Source organism: Salipiger sp. (genome assembly GCF_048261495.1).
In the GTDB taxonomy this organism is placed as follows: Bacteria; Pseudomonadota; Alphaproteobacteria; order Rhodobacterales; family Rhodobacteraceae; genus Salipiger.
In genome coordinates, this window is the sequence record NZ_JBLXFX010000017.1 from 44566 (window position 1) to 67737 (window position 23172).

Consider the following 23172-nt stretch of genomic DNA (forward strand, 5'->3'; position numbering starts at 1 on the left):
ACACACCCACCCTACTGTGAATTGCATGACGACGACCCCGCCGGTATAGCGCAAAAAAAGACAAGAGGGACAAGCATGAAACGATTTCGCCTCCTGATCGGCATTGCCATCGCCCTTTTCGGACTCTGGGTCATCGTGGGTGAACAGATGTCGGGCGCCAGTGCCGACGCGGTCGTGAATGCGCCCGTCGTCACCCTGAGGTCCACAACCTCCGGTGTACTTGACCTACCCGCCCGCGACTTCGGATCGCGGGTCGAACAGGGCGAAAAAGTGGCCTCGATCAGCGACAAGATCGTCGACCGCATCCGTCTCAACGACCTGCTGCTCGAAGTCGACCTGGCACGGGCCGAAACCGCGCGCACGGCGGCCGATCTCGACGCGACGCGCGCCCTGCGGGACGAGCTGCTGTCCCGCAGCACGATCTTTCACGAGGAGCGTCTGGCCGAGCTTCGCACCCGCCTGGACCATGCCCGCGCCCGGCTGGCCATTCTCGAAGGCGGCGCCGTGCCGGATCGCGACGGGCAGCGCCTGCTCGACGCGGTCGAAGGAACCCCGGAGACCTCCCTGCCCGCCGAACCGCGCATCGAGGCGCTGGTGCTCGACCATGCCCGCGAGCGGGTCGAGGTGCTGGAAATCGCCCTGCGCGCGGCGCAGCAAGGCGTCTTTCTCGGCGACGGCTACAACGATTCCCCGAATGCCGAACAGCGCGCGGTCGAGCTGAGCACGGTGATCTCGAACCTGGAATCGCAACTGGCCGAAAACCGCGCCCGCGAAGAGGCCTATGCCCGGCGCGTCACGCGCGAACAGGTCCGGGTCAACGACCTGATCGGCGGCGAGATCGCCTCGCCCGTGTCGGGGCAGTTCTGGGAGATCCTTCAGGCGGACGGCGTCACGGTCCAGCGCGGCGACCCGATCCTGCGCATCCTCGACTGCAACGCCACGATGGTGACGCTTTCGGTGACCGAGCGCGTCTACAACAGCCTGCGCGTCGGAGATCCCGCCACCTTCCGGCTGAGCGGCGCCTCCGGCGTTCACGACGCCACCGTGGCGCGGCTGGCGGGCAGCGGCGCGGCGACGATCTACGAACACCTGGCCGTGGCGCCGAGCCTCAAGCACCTCGAACGCTACGACGTGACGCTGGACGTGCCCGCGCTGAGGCCCGACAGCGTGGACGGCTGCCTGGTCGGCCACACCGGGCGCGCCTTCTTCGACCGCCGCCCGCTCGACCTGTTGCGCAGCTGGTTCGACTGATGCTGCCCTTCCCCCACCTGGGCGAGCTGGGGACGAGCGCGGTCCATCTCGTGACGCTGGCGGGGCTGGCGATTGCCGCGAGTTCGCTGGTCAACCCGCGCAGCACCCTGCACCGCAGCCTGCTGTTCGCCGTCGCCTTCGCGCTGGCCATCCGCTACGCCTGGTGGCGCGCGACCGAGACCATCGCGCCCCCCGGCCTGACCATCGAGATGCTGGCGAGCTGGTCGCTTTTCGGCATCGAGATGCTGTCGCTGGTCGGGTCGCTGAGCGCCTTCGTCATCATGTCGCGCGTCACCCTGCGCAGCGCCGAGGCCGATGCCCATGCCGGCTGGTGGGGCACCGATGAGCCCCGCGTCGCCATCCTGATCGCGACCTACAACGAGGATCGGGACGTTCTCGAACGCACCATCGTGGGGGCGAAATCGCTGCGGCACCACAACAAGGAGGTCATCGTCTGCGATGACAGCCGCCGCGACTGGCTGCGCGATTTCTGTGCCGGTCTCGGGGTCCGCTACATGCGGCGGCCGGACAACAAGGGGCAGAAGGCGGGCAACATCAACCACACGCTCGACCGGCTGGCCGAGGACCCGGTGCCGCCCGACTACATCGCCGTGCTGGACGCGGATTTCGTGCCGCACCGGGGGTTCATCTCGCGCACGCTGGCGCTGTTTCACGACCCGCGGGTGGGTCTGGTGCAGACGCCGCAGCATTTCTTCAACGCCGATCCGATCCAGCACAATTTCGGCCTGAGCCAGTCCTACCCGGACGAACAGCGCTTTTTCTTCGATCACATGCAGCCGTCGCGGGACGGGTGGGGCATCGCCTTCTGCTGCGGCACCTCCTCGGTCTGCCGCTGGGAGGCGCTGCGCGACGTGGGCGGCTTCAGCACCGAGAGCGTGACCGAGGATTTCATGCTCACCCTCGTGCTGCAGAACCGGGGCTGGAAGACGGTCTACCTTTCCGAGCCGCTGACCGAGGGCCTCGCCCCGGAAGGGCTCAAGGAATACGTCACCCAGCGCGCCCGCTGGTGCCTCGGGCTGATGCAGATCGCGCGATCCTCGCTCGGACCGTTCGCACGCAACGACCTGCGGCTGCGCGACCGCTGGAGCGTGATCGACTCGGTGCTGTACTGGACGACGACCTTTCCGTTCCGGATCGCGGCGATCATCTATCCCCTGCTCTACTGGTATTTCAACATCACCGTGGTCGATGCGCGCCTGCCCGATGTCATCAGCTATTTCGGCTGTTACTTCGTCTGGATCCTGTTCACGCTGAACCTGCTGAGCCGGGGCATGGTGGTGCCGATCCTGAACGACGTCAGCCAGCTTCTCGGGGCCATTCCCATCTCCCGCGCGGCGTTTACCGGGCTGTTCAAGCCGCAGGGCCACCCGTTTTCCGTGACCGCCAAGGGCGGCGACCGCTCGCGGATCACGGTGCAGTGGCACCTCATGATGCCGTTCCTGATCGCCTTCGCGGCCACGCTGGGCGGCCTCGTGCTGGGCATCGCCTTCGACACCTTCGCCTTCAACGACGCGGGCGACGGCAAGTGGGTGATCCTGTTCTGGACGCTCTACAACCTCGTCGTGCTGGCGACGACGGCAATGGCCTGCATCGAACTGCCGCGCCGCGAAAAACACGTCGCGGACAAGCCGGTGCGCGCCATCTTCAATACGGACGGCATAAGCTGGTTCCTCTGGATCGACTCGCTGACGATGGACACGGTGCGCCTGCGCGGTGTCGCGCTCGGCGCGCAGGAGCGCGGCCAGTTGACCATCGACGGCATCCCCGGCGAGATCGCCGCCTACGTCATCGCCCCGACGGGCGATGGCGCGCGCCTGCAGCTTCTGCCCGACGACGCCCAGCGCGAAGCCCTGTTCATCCGGTTCTATGCCGAGGGCGAGGAACCCGGCGTCATCGGCGTGCGCGGCAGCGCGCTGGTGCGGGATCTGCTGCTGCGGCTCGCGCGCGCCGCGCGCGGCTAGAGCCGCTTGGCCTGCATCCGCCCGAGCGCCGAGGACAGTTCCCAGGCCTCGCGCGTGCCGCGCAGGTCGGGCGGGTATTCGTCCTCGCCCGCGGCGATCCGGTCGGCGGCCGAGGCCAGCCCCGAGATCGGCCTCAGCACCACGCGCACGAACAGCGCGGTGAGCAGCAGGAGCAGCGTCAGGCTGATCCCCGCCGCGACCAGCACCGAGGTCAGCAGAGACGACAGGCTGGGCCGGAAGGCGTTGGCGCCGATGCGCCCGGCAAGGCGCCAGCCGAAGCTGGGCAGGTCGGCATAGCCCACCGACGGCACCAGCGAGGAGAAATAGACCTTGCCGTCCGGCCAGACCTCGCGCGCCGAGGTCTGCGTCCCCGAACGCGCGGCGCGCAGGATGCCGACGTCGTCGGGGCTGGGATCGACGCCGTCGGGGGCCATGATGATGGTCCCCGCCCGGTCGATCAGGAAAAGGTCGATGGACAGGAACTCTCCGGTTTCGGCCAGGATCTTGCGCACCCATTCGGCGTCGATATGCATGCCGAGCACGCCGGTCACCTCGCCGGTTCCGTTCTGCACCGGCACCGCGAGGTCGACGAAGCGGATCGGATCGCCGCCTTCCGGGCGCAGCTTGCCGGCCAGCAGCACCGCGTCGTGCACATCGCCGGCAAACCCCTCCCTCTGCTGGAGCCCGTTGCGGAACCAGGGCCGTTCGCTCACGTCCGCGCCTTCCAGCAGCCCGTCCGAGGCCGCGCGCACCCGGCCGTCGGTCCCGGCATAGCCGATCCAGGACAGGCGGCCGGAATCGCCGCGCAGGCCCTTGATCATGCCGCGCATGGTGGCGTCGTCGGCCTCCGATATGGACCCGGCCAGGGCGCGCAGGTCCTGCATGTCCTCGTGAAGGCTGCGCGCCACGATCTGCCCCGCCGCCGAGGTGCGCAGGCGCACCGCGCTGTCCAGCGCATCGTCGATCAACCGGTCCGAGCGGTTCCACAGCAACACGCCCGCGACGCAGGTCACGATGAGCAGCGTCAGGGCCACGAAGGTGTAGGTCGCGGCAGCCAGGGTCGGGCGCATCTGCACGGAGGTCGTGTTGCTCGCGGTCGGCATCGGCAATATCCTCAGAAAGTGTTGATCGAAACGCCGACGTAGACTTCCTCCGCGAGGAGCTTGTACCCCGCCCGGAGGCTCACCGGGCCGGTCCCGATGCGTTTCGACAGGCCGACGGTCGCGGCCTCGTAATTGTCGCTTCCGCCGGCGGACAGCTCCAGCGTGACGGCGGCGGGCAGGCCGAACTGCACGGTCGCGAACCAGTTGTTGTCGATGGTGTTGTATTCGCCCAGCAGATAGACGAAGCCGCCCTCGGTCACGATGTAGCGGTCGTAGCTGATCTTGGCGCCGAAGCCGGTCTCGGCGTCGCCGTCGTCATCCAGCGTCCGGCTGAGGCTGGGCCCGATCTTGATCGTGCCCGCATCCGCGATCGGGAAGGAATAGGTGAGCGAGGCGCCGAGCGTGCTGCCGCCGTCGTAGGCCGCATGGGTCAGCCCGTAGTTGACCCGCCCGCGCGTCACCGCGGCCACCCCGTCCTCCGCGGTCGGGGCAATGTCGAACTGCAGAAAGGTTCCGTCCGCCCGGGCGGCGCCGGACAGCAGCAGGGCCGCCAGCCCGACCCCGCCGAGGCCGGTGAGACGGGAGCGGATGCTGCGGGTCAAGGGAAAACCCATGATTGTCCTTCGTCCATAAACTACACGTTAAGCGGTATTCGCCCGACAGGTCCACCCCGCCCGGCATCATCCCGCCCATGGCGCGCATCACCGGGGCGGAGCGCGCGGGGAACGGACCACTTCCGGGCACCGGGAACAGGGGCGGGCGACTTGTCTGTCGAAGGTGAGGATGCCGGATTTCCGCGTCAGCGCATAGGCTTGTCCGCGCCATGGGACGCTCTGCGCGAAAAGTTGCGTGGATCGTGCCACGGTCGCGGGCGGCGCGCGCGGGCGCGGTCCTGCGCACGGGTCCGGCCTGCCTTCCCGCCGCCCCCGGTCGAGGGGCGGCAAGGGGCAGGCCGCGACGGGCCGGGGCTCGTGTCAGCCGAGCACTTCGGCGACCGATTCCTTCAGCTTGCCCGCGATCTCGTCCGCCTCTTCGGTGGTCAGGCAGAACGGCGGCGCAAAGCCGAGGATGTCGCCCTGCGGCATGGCGCGGCTGATGACCTTGCGGTTCAGCAGCGCGGCATTGACCTTGGCGCCGACGGTGCGGGAGGGATCGAAGAAGGCGCGGTCCGCCCTGTCCTCGACGAATTCCACCGCGCAGAGCAGCCCCTCCCCCCGGACGTCGCCGACATTGGCATGGCTGCCCACGGCGTCGGTCAGCGCGGCCTTGAAATAGGCGCCGACCTCGCGGGCGTTGTCGACGAGGTTCAACGCGTCGAGCAGCTTGAGGTTGGCCACTCCGGCGGCTGCGCCGATAGGATGGGCGGAATAGGTCCAGCCGTGACCGATGGGGCCGAAGCGGTCGGTGCCCGCTTCGAGAACCTTCCACACCTTGTCCGAAATGATCGACCCCGAAAGCGGCGCATAGGCCGAGGTCAGACCCTTGGCGATGGTGATGATGTCGGGCCGGATCCCGTAGTGTTCCGAGCCGAACATGGAGCCGAGACGGCCGAACCCGGTCACCACCTCGTCCGCGATCAGCAGGATGTCGTGCTTGTCGAGCACCGCCTGGATCGCCTGCCAGTATCCGGCGGGCGGCGGGACCAGTCCGCCGGTGCCCAGCGCCGGTTCCCCGATGAAGGCAGCGATGGTGTCCGCGCCTTCGCGCTCGATCAGCTCTTCCAGCTTGGCGGCGCAATCGGCGACGAACTCCGCCTCGCTCATCGAAAGGTCCGGGCGGCGGAAATAATAGGGCGCCTCGGTGTGGATGACGCGGTCGAGCGGCAGGTCGAATTTCTTCTGGAAGGCTTCGAGCCCGGTGAGCGAGCCGGTCATCAGGCCCGATCCGTGATAGCCCCGCCAGCGCGAGATGATCTTCTTCTTTTCCGGCCGGTCGAGGATGTTGTTGTAATACCAGACCAACTTGATGTTGGTTTCGTTCGCATCCGAGCCGGACAGGCCGAAATAGACCTTGGACATATTGTCCGGCGCACGGTCGAGGATCATCCGGGACAGGGTGATCGAGGCCTCGGTGCCATGGCCGACATAGGCATGGTAATAGGCGATTTCCCGGGCCTGCTCGGCGATCGCCTCGGCGATCTCGGGGCGGCCGTAGCCGACGTTCACGCAATAGAGCCCGGCAAAGGCATCAAGCAGCCGGTTGCCGTCGCGATCCTCGATGTGACAGCCCTTGCCGCCGGTGACGACGCGCTGGGGCAGGTTGCCGCGGGCGAATTCCGCAAGATGGGTCGAGGGGTGGAAAAAGCTCTCGCGGTCCCATTTTTCGAGCTGGTCGTTGTGCAGCATGTCTCGGTCCTTTCTTCTCACGCCCAGTCGCGGCAGACGTATTTGATTTCCATGAATTGCTCCATTCCGCGCCGCGCGCCTTCGCGCCCGATGCCGGATTGCTTCATGCCTCCGAACGGGATCGGCGCGCCGGTCACCTTGGTGCGGTTCACCGCCACCATGCCGTATTGCAGGGCGCGGGTGAGGCGGTAGATCTGACGCGGGTCGTTGCTGTGGACATAGGCGATCAGCCCGTATTCGCTGGCATTGGCACGGGCGACCACCTCCTCCTCGGTATCGAAGGGCAGGATCGCCGCGACCGGGCCGAAGGTCTCTTCCCGGACGATCAGCGCGTCGTCCGGGACATCGGTCAGCACGGTCGGTTCGTACCAGAGCGGCCCGAGCGCGTGGCGCTTGCCGCCACAGGCGAGCGTCGCACCCCGGGCGAGGGCATCGGCCACGTGCTCTTCCTGCTTGGCGACCGCCTTTTCGTTCATCAGCGGCCCGATGTCGGGATCGTCCATGCCCCTGCCGAGGGTCAGCGCGCGGGTCGCGGCTGTGAACCTTTCGCAGAAGGCGTCGTAGATCGGCCGCTCGACATAGATCCGGTTGGCGCCGAGGCAGTCCTGCCCGGAGGTCGCGAACTTTGCCTTGATGCATTCCTCGACCACGCGGTCGAGATCGCCACCCCGGAACACCAGCACGGGCGCGTGGCCGCCGAGTTCCAGCACCAGCCGTTTCACCGTCTGCGCGGAGTCGCGGTAGAGCATGCGCCCCACCTCGGTCGAGCCGGTGAAGGACAGCGCCCGCACCCGGGTGTCCCCGGTCCAGGGCGGCACGACGGTCGCCGCGCGGCCGGTCACCACGTTGAAGACCCCGGCGGGAAAGCCCGCCCGCGCCGCCAGTTCGGCCAGCGCCAGAGCCGAGAACGGCGTTTCCTGCGAAGGATGGGCGACCACGGTGCAGCCCGCGGCCAGCGCGGCGGCGGCCTTGCGCGTCAGCATGGCGGCGGGGAAGTTCCACGGCGTGATGAGCGCGACGACGCCCACCGGCTCGAGCCAGAGTTCCACCTCGGCATCGTGCAGGTGGCTCGTGACGCCCTCGATATTGGGGCGCTTGGCCTCTTCGGCGTAGAATTCGACAAAGCTCGCCGCATAGTCGATCTCGCCCCGCGCCTCGGAAATCGGCTTGCCCTGTTCGGCGACCATGATGCGGGCGAGGTCTTCCTTCGCCGCGAGGATCAGGTCGTGCCAGCGGTGCAGCACCGCGGCGCGCTCCTGCGGAAGCAGACCGGCCCAGGCGGGAAAGGCGGCCTGCGCCGCATCGACGGCGGCGGCGCTTTCGGCGGCGGAGAGCGCCGCGACGCTGCCGATCCGCGCCCCGTCCGCGGGGTCGGTGACGGGGAGGCTGTCGCCGCTTGCCGCCTCCGTCCAGCGGCCGTCGAGAAAGGCGCCGGACCGGAAGAGCGTCGTGTCCGACACGCCGCCCGGCGCAAGGGGTGCGATTGCATTCATGATGGGATCCGTTCCGGTTCGCGTCACAAGGGTGGGCCGGCACGGTGCCGTGCCGCCTGCCTTTGTTCTAGATCGCGACGCGGGTCGCGAACCGGCAATCTTCCCGCCCCGCGGGCCGGATTTCTGCAAAGAGGCGGCGCGGGGCGCAAGAATCCGGCGACAGTGCCCGGCGCGGGGTCAGTCGACGTGAATCGGAAGCTCGAACCCGGCCTTCACCCGGTCCATGACCACCATCGTCTTGAACCCCCGGATGTTCGGGTTCTCGTAGAAGAACCGCCGCGTGAATTCCTCGTAGCTTTCCATGTCCTCGGCGGTGACGACGAGCACGAAGTCGGTTTCGCCGGTGACGTAGTAGCCGGTCATCACCTCGGGACAGTCGCGGATGGACTGCTTGAACAGGTCGACGATGTCGTGGCGTTCGCGTTCCAGCGTGACGAAGACGATCATCGAGAACGGCCGTCCCACCGCCTTGGGCGAGACGATCGAGACATCGGCCTCGATCACGCCGTCGCTGCGCAGCCGCTTCAGCCGTCGCTGGCAGGCGGTGGGCGACAGGTTGACGATGGCGGCCAGCTCGTCCGAGGTCAGACGGTTGTTCTTCTGGATCGCCTCGAGAATGGCGGCATCCGCGCGATCAAGCTCCATGACTGTCCCTTTCTGCGGTCCGCCGGATCGCGGCATCGGCCCTGCCGGCGGCAGGCGTTCGGATCGGGTGCCTATCACGTCCGGCGGCGGGCGTCACATGCCGGATGAGGCGGGGCGGCCTCAGCCCGGCTTGCGGCCCAGGGTGCGCCCGACCCCGCCGCCGATCAGCGCGACGAGGTCGGCGGCCACCGCCACCAGGTTCACCCTGGGCGGCACGGCGACATATACGGGGCGCCATTCCGGATCGAACTTGTCCTTGAAGCTGCGCAACCCCTCGAAATTGTAGAAGGCCCCGCCGTGCTGGTAGACAAATGCGCCGAGCTGGGTGCTGAGCCGCGCGCCCCGCCGTGCCTCCAGTCCCGAAAGCGGCGCGTTGCCGAGGCTGAACTCGGCAAAACCCTCGGCCTTGAAATGCAGCAGCAGTTCGGTGAAGAGAAATTCCATCACCCCGGCCGGGGCATCCTCGACATGGCGCATGAGGTCCAGCGTGGCGCGGGTCCTCCGCCCGGTCTGCCAGAGGTTGGCAAAGGCCACGATGCCCTCGCCGAGACGGATCAGCGCGATCGGCGTCCGGTCGAGATAGGCCCGATCGAAGGCCCCGACCGAGAACCCCTTCTCCCCCGCCGACCGGGCCGCCAGCCAGGCGTCGGAGATGCGTTCGAGCCGGTCGAGAAGGCCGGGCGCATGGGGCGGCAACGAGATCTCGAACGCCAGCCCGTCCCGTTTCGCCCGGTTGTGCGTGGTGCGCAGGCGCTTGCGCGCGCTGCCGTCGAGCGAAAAGGCGGACAGGTCGACGACCGCCTCCTCCCCCAGCTTGTGCAGCGCCAGCCCCATGTCGATCCACAGCGGCGCCGAACCGGCGGAGACCGCGTAGAACACCGGGCGGGCATTGGCGGCATAGGCGGCATCGTGAAATTCCCAGGCCAGCGCGGCCCGTTCCCCGGCGCGGCCAACCGGCTCGTGCAGCGCGACCCAGCTGCGCCCCTGGGTGCGATACATGAGGAAACTTGCCCCGCTCGGAGAAAAGAGCAGCGCCTTGTCCCCGGAGAGCGCCACCGTGGCCTCGGGGGCGTCGCTGTCGCGCAGGATCGCCTGCGCGCGGTCGAGCGTCGCGGCATCCGGCAGGGTCGCCTCCAGCCGACCCGGCCGCAGGGCGTAGCGCAGCAGCACCAGCCCCATGACGATCAGCCCCACCAGCAGCGCGCGCAGGGCGCGCGGCGCGGCGTCGTCCTCGGCGAACTGCCACCAAAGCTCGGCACTGTAGGGCGTGGCCTTGTGGGCAAAGAACAGCACCCCGACGATCATCAGCCCGAGCGAGAGCATGAGCAGCAGCCAGCGCAGGCTGAGCACGTTCCGGGTGAGGCGGGTCGCGCGGTGAAACTCGCGCCGCGCCGGCAGGAGGATCAGCGTCGCCAGTCCGAGAATCGCCGCACGGTCGTAGTCGACACCATGCGCGATGCTCGCTCCCGCGCCGACGATCAGCGCGAAGAGCGCCAGCCACCAGGCCCCCTCGACCCGGCGCAGCAGCCCGTGGGCGATCACCAGCAGGCAGGCCCCGAGCGCGCTGGACAGCAACGCGCCGCCTTCGAGAAAGGACAGCGGCAGGATCAGTTCCAGTTCCTCGGTCCAGGCGCTGGTGGGCGGCAGCAGGCTCGCGACCATCATCATCGCGCCCGAGGCAAAGACCATCGCGGCCATTGCCAGCGGCGTCAGCGCGCTGATCGCGCGGAACACGGGGATCATCACGGCGCGGGCCGGGCCGCGCGCCATCCGCAGTTCGGCCAGCGCCATCAGCGCCAGCGCCACCGCGAAGGGAACAAGGTAGTAGACCATGCGGAACAGCAGCAGTCCGGCCGCCGCCTCGCTCACCGGGACGGTGGCGGGCAGCGCGGCGATGATGATGGTCTCGAACACCCCGACCCCGCCGGGGACATGCGACAGCACCCCCGCCATCACCGCCACCGAGAACACCGCGAGGAAGGTCGGAAAGGCTCCGCCCCCGGTCGGCAGCAGGATGTAGAGCACAAGGGCGGACAGAAGCGTCTCGACCGCCGTGAAGACGAACTGCCCGGCCATCAGCCCCGGCGAGGGCGGCCGGAAGGTCAGCCCGCGCAGGGTGAAGGGCGCCTGCCGCAGCGACAGCGCCAGCATCGCGGCACAGAGCGCGGCGATGATGGCAAGCGCGGACCAGCGGATCACCCCTGGCGGCCAGGGCAGGAACGCGTCCAGCGCGTGCGGGTGCCAGGCCAGCGCGCCCAGCCCGATCAGCGACGCGCCGGACCCGAAGGCCACCGAGCCGAACACCGATATCGCCGCGATGTCGTAGGGCGACAGGCCCAGCGCCGAATAGATACGGTAGCGCACCGCGCCCCCCGTCACCGGCCCGGCGCCGAGGTTGTTGCCGATGGCATAGCCCAGAAAGCCTCCCGCCGCGATCACCGGCAGCGGCAGCTTGCGCCCGATGTAGCGCAGCGCCGACCAGTCGTAGCCGATCAGCGCGACGTAGCCGCCGAAGGTGCAGATAAGCGCCAGCAGGATGGTCGTGTGGGGCGTCGCCCGGACCATCTCCATCACGTCCCGCAGATCCACCGGCGCCAGCATCCGGTAGAGCGCCCAGCCTCCGGCGGCAAAGAGCGCCGCCGTCACGAGATAGGGAAGCAGCAGTCTGGCGCGGGCTCGGGTGGTATCGGTCACGTGTCGGTCCATGGTTCAGTCCTGTCGATCGCGGGCTGCGGGGCGTGCGGTCTCCACGGCACCCTGCGGGATCGCCGCAGCTTCCGCATGACCCATGAAACGGGACCGGGCAAGGCCCCGGGTCGTCGGTGCGGGCACCGGGCCGGAGGAACCAGCCCGTGCGCTCGGCGCGAGCCATCCCCGGCCGGGGGCGGGGAGGGCGTTCAGCCGGGTCCGATCACGGCCCTGCCGGTCGCAGGGGGAAGGGTCACGCCGGAGCGCGCCGCGACGGAAAATCCGGAGGGGGCGGCAACGGAGCGGGCATCAGACAGTTCACGGCGAATCCTTTCGGGCATGAGGCCCGGCACCCTGCCGCCGCCTTCGGCATCGCGTTCTGAGGCCCTGAGCCGACCGGCGCCTGACGGCAGGATTGGATATCCGTAATGTTCCTGCGGCGGGTCTCGGTCCCGTGCCTGCCGTCCTGCGCGCCCCCCCTGCCCTTGCAGCGTTTGCACATCCGCGAGAGCCGCGATGACCCCGCGACGACTGCTCCCCCGCGGCCAAAGCCCGGCAAACAAAAGAAAAGGGCCGCCAGAGGCGACCCGTTCACATCTTGTCGAAGTGCAAGGTGGCGGACCGAGGAGGATTACCTCAAATGCGCAACTTCAATGACTTAGCCGACAAAGTTCCGCAAGAACCCGCTCAGTCGCACCAAAGGGTTAAGAGGCCGGTTCCAAGTCCACGAAGGCAATGTCGTCCGCCGGAAGCAAGCCTCGGATGTCCTCAAGGCCAAGTTCCCCCACCTCGACCCTGCTCAACCGTCACAGAGTCAGCCCGAGCCACCTCGGCCACGGTGGCGACCGTCAACCTCAGAAAGGAACCAACTATGCCCCAACACGGCTACACCTTTGTTCGAGTGACCAAGATCTTTCTGGCGACGCCTGAACAGGCTCACAGGGCCTTGGCCGTCGCGCGTGCCATCAATTCCGAGCTTACCGTACATACTGTCGATGGTGACGGCACCGAACTGTCGGTCAACGGAGACGACTACCTCACCCCGACCGGTTCTCACGATGTCGCTGGAGCCATCTGCGATCTGCCCGACCCTGAAGGGCTGGTCGGAGTTCTCGAACTCGCGTCTGAGGCCGGGGAACTCACCGAGGTCGAGGTGTTGGCCCTTACCGGTCGCTCAAAGGCGGACTGGGTGGAAAGCATTGCCAACGAAGGATAGCTCTAGATTGCAGGTCAGACCGCTGAAAGGTCCGGAACCTGTGGCCGTGACAAGGTCGCATGCTGGACTGCTCCGTATAGCCACGGAGAGAGTCACGGGCGGCCCCATGTACGTCAGGCACCTCACCCTAGGCTGAACGCTAGAGGGCCCTGGGCGGCCTTCCCAGAGGCTCTATGCACGGTCAGGACCTGTCAACGTCACCGCCCTCCTGGCCACAGCGTCAAGACAAGATCAACCTGCCCTCGCGAAGCCTGACGTCGGCGGACACGGTTGGTCTATTTGATCTTCCACGGGTGCTTCAGAGGCTTGCCGTCCTTGTAGGCCTGGAGCGTGTTGGCATCGACGCGCACGACCAGCCAGCAGTCCGCCCCTGACACCCAGGTCTCGCACCACTGGTTGCCCTTGATCTGCCAGGTCCCGCTGTTGGGCTCACCTGCATAGGTGCCCGTGTAAGTGCCCTTCTGCTTGCCGGGACTGTAGATCAGCACGAGTTCCTTGCCGCTCTTCGAGTGCTTCGTCCGGATGGTGTGACCCGGAATGGTTGCCGCCAGTTCCTTCCCGGTCATCGCCGTCGCTGCTGTCCCGACCGAACCCGTGGCCGACAGCAGGGCGGCAAGGGCAAGGGTCGGCAACCATGCCGACCAACTTGAAGGTGATGTCATGCGTTCCTCCTTCTGTTGCAGGTCAAATCTGCCATCGATGTGACCGTAGGCAAAGAATATTTGGAAGATCGACTACTTGACCATCATGTCGAAGGCAGTCTGGGCGGCTAGTAACCGCTGGTGTCACACCGGGGGGCTGGTCGGATGTCCAACTCGATGACTTCCGATCACCTGGAGCCTCTGCGCTGCAATGCAGCACTGATAGCTCCAATGCAGAACTGCCCAACCCGCTCCCTGCAGGACGAAGACCAAGCGGTGACGAATTGAACTTCTCGGTTCCGAGGTTGAGTGAGACGGCGAACATTTCGGGCGGCTCACAAACCTGCACCCAAGGAGATCGGAAAATGTTCTTGATGACCGGCCAAATCTGTACGACCATTCTGCAGAAGAACTGGGAAAATGGACAATGTTAGCTGAAAAAAGACTAGTGAGAGGGTCACCTTTCCTCCTTTTTGCAATACTGGCTTCTTTGGCACTTATTTCTAGTGACGCCGCCGCGGAAACAGATTGGGTGGACATGGGAGACTTAGGCGGGGGCGTCACCGCAAAGATGCGAGTTTTGCAGGTACTCAACGAAAAAATAACGGTGCAGTGGGACATGAACGCTAATGGCGGCCTCGTCACCGTGCCATCGACCGCTGTAATAAATTGCCAAAATCATACACACACAACAATAGACGGACAGATGTCTCAGGGTGGGAACACAGCTCAACTGTTTTCATCTCCCGATATTTCCAGATGGACCCACTCAATGGATCAACAGATGGCCGGATATGCGAAAAGATTCCGCAATATCAACGGCTATTAGGGACTGCGCCCGATGTTTATAACTATCGATATTCTCATAATTTTCGGGATTGTATACCTCACCGGATGGAGCGCTTGGTGGCAGATAGCGATGATTGCTATTTTAGTGTTGGTATTCCTTCCACCATTCAAAGGGGGGCGATAATATTTTCATAAAGCCTTCATCGACAGTCGAGTCGGCACTCTTGCTCCAACTTATCCTCACGCCGCCACAGCTGACCGGTTGATGGTGTTCACGATGTGGATGATCTGCCCGGCCTGCTCCTGGCTGAAGACCCCGGAGATGCCCATATCGTCCAGGTCCGAGAAGGGGCTTTCGTAGAACGCCGAGGGCTCGATCAGCCCGTTCTCGGTCAGGTGGTCGATGATCATGTCCACAAACTCGGTCTGGTCCGCGTTCATCTTGCCGGACGCGACGAAGTCGCTGAAGGCGGCCTTGGCTGCGACCCGGTCGAGCCCAACCAGGCGCCGCAGGAAGCTTCCCAGAGGTTCCTCAGCCCGCAGGGCCTCAAGGGTCTCCACGTCCGCCACCCCCTGCTCGATCAGCATGTTTTCCAGCTCCTCGATGTCCGTCCTGGTCACGGGCTCGGCACGTCGGATCTTCTGCAGGGCAAGGTGGTTGAGATGGGTCTCGACGAACTTGCGGACCTTCATCTTGAACCTGGCCTTGTCGAGGCCGTCGCCGACCTCGGGAAGGTCGATCACCTCCCCGCGTCCGATGTCGTCTTCGAAATCCGTGATCACGACCTTGCGCTCCTGGGGCTGGATCAGGTCGGCCAGTAGCCGAAACCGGCGCCGGATGTCTTCCAGGATCTCGACCGTGATGCCCTCCCAGAAGGGGTCTGTCTGGACCTCCAGGATCAGCGCCATCTGCTGCGCGACCGTGGGCACGTTGCTCAGCTGCTCCAGGGCGGAGGCGAAGCTGATGATCCGTTGCTGGAGGCGGGCAAAGACAGCGTCGCCCCGCAGGAGGGCAAGCTGGGCGTTCAGCATGAGCAGGTCGAACTGCCGGGCTGGCAGGGCATCGTCCTCGAAGGCGGAGGGCAGCCCGGCCAGATCGTCGATCAGGGTCATGCGGGCGTCCAGGTCGAGGTGCTGCCAGCTCGCCTCAGCCTTGAAGTGCTCCACCGCCCGGCGCTTGTCCCGAACGATGAAGTTGTCGAGGTTCATGCCAGTCACCTCGTCCCGAAGCCGCGCCTTCAGGCTGCCGATCAGCTCGGGGTGCTCGTCCTCATGGTCCTGCAAATCCCCGATCAGCTCCACCCGGGTCGCGAAGAGACGCTGGCCGATGGGCACCGTTCCGGGGGCGTCCCGCCTGTTGGGGTTCTCACGGAAGAACTCGAGGTTCTGGCAGAAGTCGAAGATCAGGAACTCGCTCTTGTCCTCGCCCGGCCCGAACAGATCGCGGCGAAGGCGGGTGCCCCGGCCGACCATCTGCCAGAACTTGGTCTTGGAGCGCACGATCTTGAAGAACACCAGGTTGACCACCTCGGGCACGTCGATGCCGGTGTCCATCATGTCGACGGAGACCGCGATGTGCGGGTCCTTGTCCGCCTCGGAGAAATCGTCAATCAGGCTCTGGGCGTAGGACACGCTGTAGTCGATCAGGCGGCAGAACTTCCCGGCCAGGTGGGGATAGTTGGCGTCGAACCGCTCAACGATGAACTGGGCGTGCCTGCTGTTCTTGGCGAAGATGATGGTCTTGCCCAGCCGGTCCCCGCCAGCGACCTTGATTCCGTTGCGCATGACGTGTTCGAGCACCTTGTCGACCGTGTCGATGTTGAACAGCCACTTGTTGAGGTCGGCGGAGTCTACCCGGTCGGGGACGTTGCCCTCCTCGTCCCACTCCAGCGCGTCCCAGGCTTCCTTCTCCTCGTCCGACAGCTGGTCGTACTCGATGCCGTCCCGCTGGAACCGCAGCGGCACCGAGATCGACCGGGGCGGGACGAGGTAACCGTCGTTCACGGCGTCGTCGAGGTCGTAGGCGTCCGTCGGGACACCGCGTTCGAGGTTGAAGAGCGAGTAGGTGTCGCGGTCGATCTCGTCCTTGGGCGTGGCCGTCAGGCCGATCAGGAAGCTGTCGAAATAGTCGAAGATCGCGCGGTACTTGCGGTAGACCGACCGGTGAGCCTCGTCGATCACGATGAGGTCGAAATGTCCGGGGCCAAACCGCTTCTCCCCGCCCTTCACCTCGTCGATCAGCCCCATCATCGTCGGATAGGTCGACAGCATGACCCGGGCGCCCGCGTGGTCGTTCCGCGTGGGGTCGTTGCGCTCCAGCAGGTTGGCCGAGGGGGTGGCGCCCATGTGGGTCTTGAACGCCCCGTGCGCCTGCTTCACAAGCGCCACACGGTCGGCCAGGAACAGCACCCGCTTGACCCAGTTCGCCCGCATCAGCTGGTCGATCAGGGCGATGACGGTCCGCGTCTTGCCGCTGCCCGTCGCCATCACCAGCAGGGCCTTGCGCTGCCGGTCCTTCTCGAAGCTCTGCCCGACCCTCCGGGTCGCCCGCTGCTGGTAGAAGCGCCCGGCGACGCCCTCGTCCACCGCAACGTCGTCCAGCACCTTTCGGTTGGCCCGGCGCTGGTGCAGCAGCTCCAGCTCGTCGCGCTTCATGAAGCCCGAGATCCGGCGGGGCGGATAGCGCTGGTCGTCCCAGACCCAGTGCTCGTAGCCGTTCGTGGTGAAGATCACCGGGCGCCGCCCGGTCATCCGCTCCAGACAGTCGGCGTAGAGCTTCGCCTGCTGCTGGCCGATCCGGCTGTCCTTCTTCGTCCGCTTCGCCTCGACCACCGCCAGCGGTTTGCCGTCGCGGCCCCAGAGCACGTAGTCGACGAACCCCTCCCCCGTCCCGTTCGGCATCCCCGTGACCGGAAACTCACGGTCGCGCGCCTGGTCCAGCGGCCAGCCCGCTTCCTTCAGCAGCAGGTCGATGAAGGCGTCGCGGGTCGCGGCCTCGTCGTAATCATGCGGGTCGGGAACCGCCTGGTTGGCCTTGCGGGCGGCGGCCACCTCGGCCCGCAGCCGGGCCAGTTCGGCGTCAAGCTGCCGCCTGCCCTCCTCCGAGGCCCGCAGCGCCGCCTCGGCCTCGTCGGCACGCTTGCGGGCGGCCTTGGTGTCCGCCTCGATCTGCTGAATCTGCGCCACGGTGCTGGCGCTGATGGTCAGCGACCGCTCCAGCTTCGTAACGTCGAAGACCAGCGCCGGGTCGGGCCGGGCCGTGCGGGCGTAGGTCCGGGCGATCCAGTAACAGACATGGAACAGCTCGCGCACCGTCGCGCTGGCGTCATGGGCGCTGAGCGGCTTGCCCGAGTCGTGCGCGGCCCGGTTGCCCTGATCCTTGATGTAGCGCGCCTTGGTCACGATGGCGGGGCCGGTCAGCGCCTCAAGGCTCGGCTCGGCGATCATCGAGGCCAGCGTGTCGGAATAGACCGGCCGCAGCGCGGGCTCCCGGCGGTAGAGCCACTTCAGCGCCGTTTCCAGCGTCAGCCGTGCCCAGAAACACGCCCCCCGAGGGTCGGAGAGCGCGTGCTTCTCCGCCTTGGCGGCGTGGTTGAGCAGGTCCGGGAAGTCACTGGCGAGAAAGGCAAACTGGGACATCTGGAAATCCGTGGCTCGGAAGAGCCTAGGATGACCCGAGACCGCGATCAACCGAAGAGTGCGGAGGGACCGGGCCTTTCAGCACTCGCGTGAACCTCCGGGTGGAAACCGTGCCGGAACAGGGCGACCAGCGGCCCGGGGGTCAGCACGGCAACGGTGTCCATCGCTGGGCGGTCTGCCGGGCTGTAGCCGTCGAAGCCCCAGCGCAGCACGCTGCCCGCCCAGACCAGCAGGGCGTTGCCGTCATGGGCGAACATGGTCCCGTCCGGCAGGCTGTCCAAGGCCGCGTCGAAGGTGACCTTTTCGCCCCGGCGAGTGATCCGCGCCCGGTGCAGGGCCCGGTCGATGCTCTGCGGCAAGGAGCGGCCCTCCTCGGGCCCGCCATGCACCTCCTGCCAGGCGTCGGTGAAGGTGCGGTAGCGGGCACGGCGGCACTCGGCACAGGGACGGTGCCCGGCGGCGAGCGCCGTCGCCTCGTCGAGGAAGAACAGTTCCGTGTAGCACCCCGGCGCCATGATCTGCCGCTTGCGGTCCTTGTAGGAGAGCGCGCAGGTCACCCAGTTCTGATGGGCGTGGGTCTTCAGGACGGTCTGCCGGTCGTCATGCAGGATGCCCCGGTTGCCCATGAGCGTGCCCCGGGCATTTGAGACGACGAGGCGGCCAAAGGGATCGACGCGGTTTTGATGGGACATGGGCGGGGTCCGTCAGAGCTCGCCCCGGAAGGCGCGGTGCTGGAGGGAGGCGAAGAGGGTCTCGATAGCTTGGTTAGCGATCTGAGCCTGACTTCGAGATTTCTTGATAACACCTAAGCGTCCTGCGTAGTTGTGTTGAAGCTCCACTGGCGGCAGTGGGACTTTCAACGCTTTGATGATGCCCATGTTCATGCCAGGCATGACAGCTCCCTTGGCCTCAATCCCAAGCTGGCGGAGAACATTGGGGTGACTGAGGAGTGCTGCCTGCAAAAAGTACGGGTCTACGCGCTCTTGGTCCAAGGTCAAACAGCACAAGTGCTTCGTGTTGATGGCCGTGGGAATATCTTCGGGTACGACGGCACAGCGTCCGCAGGTACCCATGATCGTAACTAGAACATCACCCGGCAGGACGGTGTATCGTTTGAGCTGCTCATACTTCTCCGACGAAATGTACCGCTCTTTGGCCCAGCGGAACTCGTTCGAGACTGCATTGTCGATTCCAAGTACCGGGATGCCCTTTTCAACAAACTCGGAGTGAAGAAGTTGGCTGCCAAAAGGTCCGGTACGCATGTTGTCTGTGATCTGTTCAATGGGAACCGTGGGCCAGTCAGGGCTGCTATTGGCCACAAACATCTCATGAAAGATCGCCTGGCCGAGGGTGTTGAGTGTGTCGAGGGCGCGGGTGCGGAAGCGGCAGAGCTGCGCCGCCTGATCCAGTATCCCCGCTATCCGCTTCTGCTCCTTCAACGGCGGGAGGGGGATGGAAAACTGTGCCAGTTCCTTCGGGCTCAACCGAGGGAGGTTCGCGCCGGTCGAACGGTTCCTGGCGAACTCCACCATCGAAGGCTGTCGCAGGAAATAAGCAAGGTATCGACGATCAAGGTTCCGGCCCGGCATCACCGGCAGGATGTCCGTACTGCACACCCCCTCAAAGTCAGGCAATGCGATCTTGGCCAAATACGGCCTGAGCTTGCCATATAGCAGGTGCCTTGAGTCAAAGACAAACTTGGTACTTGCCAACTCGCCAGCCTCGACAGTCTGCCGGGAGACGATCTCGCCCCCGCTCTCGATGTGTTCAAGACCAAGATACTCGGTGCCGGTCTCGATCCGCTCGGGCGCGACCCCTCCCCGCTCGATCTCCGCGACCTCTCCCAACGCCACGACCGGCCAGTTCACCCCAGCATCTCCTCAAGCCGGTCCAGCCCCTCGGCGATCTCCTCCTCCAGCGCCCGCAACTCGGCGATGATCTCCGCCGGGGAGGCATGGTCGACCTCCTCGTGCTCGATCTCCCGGTAGCGGTTCAGCGACAGGTCCCACGTCCCCGTGGCCATGATCTCCGCCGCCGGGACCATGAAGCTCTGCGCGGTGCGGGGGCGGTCGGCCTCGGCCGCCAGCGCGGCCCAGCGGGTCAGGATGTCGGGCAGGTTGTTGCGGGCGTGCTCCTCCTCCGTCAGCGCCTCGTCGGGCACCGCGCCCAGCTTGCCCTCGTCCAGCAGAGGCGTGCGCTTGTCGTCGAGGCTGAAGCCGTCCGCCGTCATGTCGTAGAACCAGACATCCCCGGTGCCGCCGACGCCAGTCTTCGTGAAGACCACGATGGCGCAGGACACGCCCGCGTAGGGCCGGAAGACACCCGAGGGCAGCTTGACGATGGCGTCGAGCTTGTGCTCCTCGACCAGCATGCGGCGGATGTCCTTGTGCGCGGTAGACGATCCGAAGAGCACCCCGTCCGGCACGACCACCGCCGCCCTGCCCCCGGTCCGCAACAGCCGCAGAAAGAGCGCCATGAAGAGCAGTTCGGTCTTCTTCGTCTTGACGATCCTGAGCAGGTCCTTGGCCGTGGTCTCGTAGTCGAGCGACCCGGCAAAGGGCGGGTTGGCGAGGATCAGGGAATAGGCCCCGGCATCGGCCCCGTGCTCCTCGGCCAGGCTGTCGCGATAGGAGACATCGGGGTTCTCGACCCCGTGCAGGGTCATGTTCATGGCGCCGATGCGCAGCATGGTCGCGTCGAAGTCGAAGCCGTGGAACATGCCGTTGTGGAAGTGGTCACGTTGGGCGGGGTCGCGCAGCATCCGGGGGTGATGGTCGCGCAGGTATTCCCCGGCAGCCACGAGGAAGCCGCAGGTGCCCGCCGCCGGGTCGCAGATTGTGTCCTGCGGGGTGGGGGCCATGAGGTGGACCATGAGCTGGATGATGTGCCGGGGCGTGCGGAACTGGCCGTTCTGCCCGGCGCTGGCGATCTTGCCCAGCATGTACTCGTACACGTCGCCCTTGGTATCCCGGTCCTCCATCGGGATGTCGTCGAGCATCTGCACCACCTTGGCGAGCAGGTTGGCGTTGGAAAAGCCGAGCCGCGCATCCTTCATGTGGGTGCCGTAGGCCGAGCCCTCTTCACCCAGCTGGCGGAGGAACGGGAAGACATGCTCATCGACGACGCGTATCATCTCGCGGGCCTCGAAGTTCCTGAACCGGGACCAGCGGAGATTGTCGTAGGCCTCGCCCTTGTCGTCGGTGCCCTCCGGGAAGATGCGCCGCTCCATCGGCTGATGCAGCATCTCGGCCTTGCTTTCCTCGCGGGTGTGGATCTCGTCCAGCCGCTTGATGAAGAGCAGGAACGTGAGCTGCTCGATGACCGAGAGCGGGTTCGAGACGCCGCCCGACCAGAAGGCGTTCCAGATCTGGTCGATCTGGCTGCGGATGGGGCCTGTGAGCATCGGGACTGCCTCGTATCTGCTTGCCCTGCATTGGTATGGATCGGGGCGGAGGGATGCAATCGGGAAGGCGGACATGGCGGCACTGAGGTCGCCTGGCATCGCTACGAGCGCCTGACCCCTTGCGCCCACGCGGAGAGCCCCGGAGAGACTCGCCTGGGGGCCCATTCGATTCCAGGCCACCCTCCCTAGCAAGATCGGAGAAGGCCCCTCCTGAGTCATTCTGGAGTCCCTACGGCCCACTGGCGGCAGCCGAGCCCCAGTGCGAGCGGGACCGGGAGAGGATATGGTACGCGGCGCGGCCAATGTTGGCCCGCAGCGGTGGTCCGGCCACCATCACCTCACGCGGAGAGCCCCGGAGAGACTCACTGAGGCCCTCCTCCATTTCGGGCTACCCACCCCTGGGAAAACGAGAGGAGGCCCCTCCAGAGTCGCCCTGGAGTCCCTACGACCCATCGGGAGCAGGCAGGCCGCGCAGCAACCGTGCCGACGTCCGCCAACACGTCCTGGAACAGGACCTCAATCGCCGAGCCCCGAGGCACCATGGACACACTCGTCAGTCCGTCGCGAACGAGCCACGGTTAGACGGCGAAGAGCACTGCCGCCGTGCGAGGCGATCCGCGACACCAGTGTCGATCACGACCTCGGCGGCAGCCAGGTGGCAAGAAGAGCGTGAAGCAGGTCCTCAGAAAAAAGCTTTGGCAGGTGGCAAGGTACGCCGGTCCGACCCATCATTTCTACGGGGAGTGTCGGGTCGGGCCGACTGTCGCCGGAACGCCCAGGCGGCGGGATGAGAAATCGGACCGTCTGATAGTACAGGCAACGCCCGAAGCAGGCGAAGCCGCGAAGCGTAGGTCGTGGTCCACAGCGTGGATGATGATGCAGAGCCAGACCAACCCGCTGGGTCAGCAGTATAGCCATCTGCGGTGCGGAACGGCAGGGTCCGAAAGATTCCGTCAGAGACCGCAGTGAAGGCCAGGTGGCGGTCGTCAGCCCGCTCGCGGGGGCCGAGGCACCAAACGTGGGTCAGTTCCGTTTGAGGTCAAAATTCTTCATTGATCCGGAAGGGGAACCTTCGCCAAGACTGGTCAATCTCATTTTCGCAATCCATTTCTTATTATACTCTTTTTCTTTTCTCTTTCTCTTCACGGGAAAAAGAAGAATACCCTAGGGGGATAGAGAATTTCTTTATGTAAGGAAGAACCGAACTGAGAAGTGCATATGTCGCGATAATGAGATTTTCTCGAACCATCACGACAAGGGTCCGGCAAAGCAAATATGGGTACTGGCCAACATGGTGTCAAGGGCCGCTCATGCTGGTCTTGAACGGCCCTTGACATCAAAGATCACAAGCCCAGCGCAATGTCAGCCAACGCAACACAACCGCCTGTTTTTAATAATTTTTTGTTGACCACTTTTTCGAGATCGCCCGATGCTCGGCACATGAAGGATTTTTATGTGGTTTTCAATTTCGACTGCTTGGGAGCATTTCTTGCCCCACCGGCCAGACTGGTCGATGGGTATGCAGTCCTCACCACACCACGATTGAGGCGATCAGGTTCGATCTCGAAGCCAAAATTGGCGCCCATCCCCCATGGCGATAGGTCCTCCCGGAATTGAAATGAAGGCAATGGGATTTTCGAAAGTCAGGAGGGAACCATTGGCGAGAAAGTCCCGATGTCGAATGGTCGATTTCTTGCACAACTTTCGGCCGCCAATCAGGTCAGAATTCGGCTGAACGCCCATTTTCAGGTTTGAAACTGTACAGGAAGGCTACGCTGCGAGAACGGGATTCCAGAAATCTTCTGAGCAAGGAATCCCTTTCTCATCAGGTCGATTTTCGACACTGAGGTGCCCCTAGATTTGTAGACGCTTTGCCTCCTTACTTTGAGCCGAGGAGGCGACCATGGGGACAAGCAACTACAGCGACGAGTTCAAGCGGGACGCGGTGCATCAGATCACGGTGCGCGGGTATCCGGT

At 65.5% G+C, this 23172-nt stretch carries 15 protein-coding genes; 4 read left to right on the plus strand and 11 right to left on the minus strand.

The genetic code is table 11. From position 1 onward, the window contains the following. The first annotated feature begins 75 nt into the window (after window positions 1-75). Together ACN0RJ_RS21555 and ACN0RJ_RS21560 are read left to right on the plus strand one after the other, a co-directional pair. The gene (locus ACN0RJ_RS21555; protein WP_417725623.1) at window positions 76-1251 is read left to right on the plus strand and encodes an HlyD family efflux transporter periplasmic adaptor subunit; all 1176 of its coding nucleotides are present in this window, start codon (window positions 76-78) and stop codon (window positions 1249-1251) included. Continuing rightward, window positions 1251-3233 (plus strand): glycosyltransferase, encoded by a 1983-nt coding sequence (locus tag ACN0RJ_RS21560; RefSeq protein ID WP_417725624.1) that lies wholly within the window; start codon window positions 1251-1253, stop codon window positions 3231-3233. The genes ACN0RJ_RS21555 and ACN0RJ_RS21560 overlap by 1 nt, the downstream gene beginning before the upstream one ends. On the opposite strand, the gene ACN0RJ_RS21565 is transcribed toward ACN0RJ_RS21560, so the two are convergent. The 6 genes from ACN0RJ_RS21565 to mprF all read right to left on the minus strand — a co-directional run bounded on the left by ACN0RJ_RS21565 (window position 3230) and on the right by mprF (window position 11525). After that, entirely contained in the window at window positions 3230-4336 is a 1107-nt protein-coding gene (locus ACN0RJ_RS21565; protein WP_417725625.1) for a cache and HAMP domain-containing protein, read from the minus strand. The genes ACN0RJ_RS21560 and ACN0RJ_RS21565 overlap by 4 nt on opposite strands. An 11-nt stretch (window positions 4337-4347) precedes the next feature. After that, entirely contained in the window at window positions 4348-4950 is a 603-nt protein-coding gene (locus ACN0RJ_RS21570; protein WP_417725626.1) for a hypothetical protein, read from the minus strand. A 360-nt stretch (window positions 4951-5310) separates the two neighbouring features. Then, window positions 5311-6681: an aspartate aminotransferase family protein gene (locus tag ACN0RJ_RS21575; RefSeq protein WP_417725627.1), complete on the minus strand. Its 1371-nt coding sequence runs from the start codon at window positions 6679-6681 to the stop codon at window positions 5311-5313. Window positions 6682-6698: 17 nt separating this feature from the next. Beyond that, window positions 6699-8174, minus strand: coding sequence for an NAD-dependent succinate-semialdehyde dehydrogenase (locus tag ACN0RJ_RS21580; protein WP_417722212.1), 1476 nt, complete (start codon window positions 8172-8174; stop codon window positions 6699-6701). A 177-nt stretch (window positions 8175-8351) separates the two neighbouring features. Beyond that, a complete protein-coding gene (locus ACN0RJ_RS21585; protein WP_417722211.1) occupies window positions 8352-8819 on the minus strand; it encodes an Lrp/AsnC family transcriptional regulator in 468 nt (155 codons plus the stop codon). 120 nt (window positions 8820-8939) lie between these two features. Then, window positions 8940-11525: a bifunctional lysylphosphatidylglycerol flippase/synthetase MprF gene (mprF, locus tag ACN0RJ_RS21590; protein WP_417725628.1), complete on the minus strand. Its 2586-nt coding sequence runs from the start codon at window positions 11523-11525 to the stop codon at window positions 8940-8942. A gap of 883 nt (window positions 11526-12408) precedes the next feature. Between mprF and ACN0RJ_RS21595 the strand changes: the two genes are divergently transcribed. After that, window positions 12409-12723, plus strand: a complete 315-nt coding sequence (locus ACN0RJ_RS21595; RefSeq protein WP_417725629.1) for a hypothetical protein — start codon at window positions 12409-12411, stop codon at window positions 12721-12723. Window positions 12724-12998: 275 nt separating this feature from the next. Here the strand turns inward: ACN0RJ_RS21595 and ACN0RJ_RS21600 are convergent, their stop codons facing one another. After that, the gene (locus ACN0RJ_RS21600) at window positions 12999-13385 is read right to left on the minus strand and encodes a hypothetical protein (RefSeq protein WP_417725630.1); all 387 of its coding nucleotides are present in this window, start codon (window positions 13383-13385) and stop codon (window positions 12999-13001) included. 406 nt (window positions 13386-13791) lie between these two features. Here ACN0RJ_RS21600 and ACN0RJ_RS21605 point away from each other — a divergent pair, with 406 nt between their 5' ends. Beyond that, window positions 13792-14193, plus strand: a complete 402-nt coding sequence (locus ACN0RJ_RS21605; RefSeq protein WP_417725631.1) for a hypothetical protein — start codon at window positions 13792-13794, stop codon at window positions 14191-14193. A 200-nt stretch (window positions 14194-14393) separates the two neighbouring features. Here ACN0RJ_RS21605 and ACN0RJ_RS21610 read toward each other — a convergent pair whose 3' ends face one another. The 4 genes from ACN0RJ_RS21610 to ACN0RJ_RS21625 are packed head-to-tail and all read right to left on the minus strand — an operon-like array spanning window position 14394 to window position 21195. Then, window positions 14394-17792 carry a DEAD/DEAH box helicase family protein gene (locus ACN0RJ_RS21610; RefSeq protein ID WP_417725632.1) on the minus strand — a complete coding sequence of 1133 codons (3399 nt, stop codon included), beginning with the start codon at window positions 17790-17792 and terminating at the stop codon, window positions 14394-14396. A 47-nt stretch (window positions 17793-17839) separates the two neighbouring features. Next, window positions 17840-18484, minus strand: coding sequence for a hypothetical protein (locus ACN0RJ_RS21615; RefSeq protein WP_417725633.1), 645 nt, complete (start codon window positions 18482-18484; stop codon window positions 17840-17842). A gap of 12 nt (window positions 18485-18496) precedes the next feature. Then, entirely contained in the window at window positions 18497-19660 is a 1164-nt protein-coding gene (locus tag ACN0RJ_RS21620) for a restriction endonuclease subunit S (protein ID WP_417725634.1), read from the minus strand. Beyond that, window positions 19657-21195: a type I restriction-modification system subunit M gene (locus ACN0RJ_RS21625; protein ID WP_417725635.1), complete on the minus strand. Its 1539-nt coding sequence runs from the start codon at window positions 21193-21195 to the stop codon at window positions 19657-19659. The genes ACN0RJ_RS21620 and ACN0RJ_RS21625 overlap by 4 nt, the downstream gene beginning before the upstream one ends. Window positions 21196-23172: the final 1977 nt, after the last annotated feature.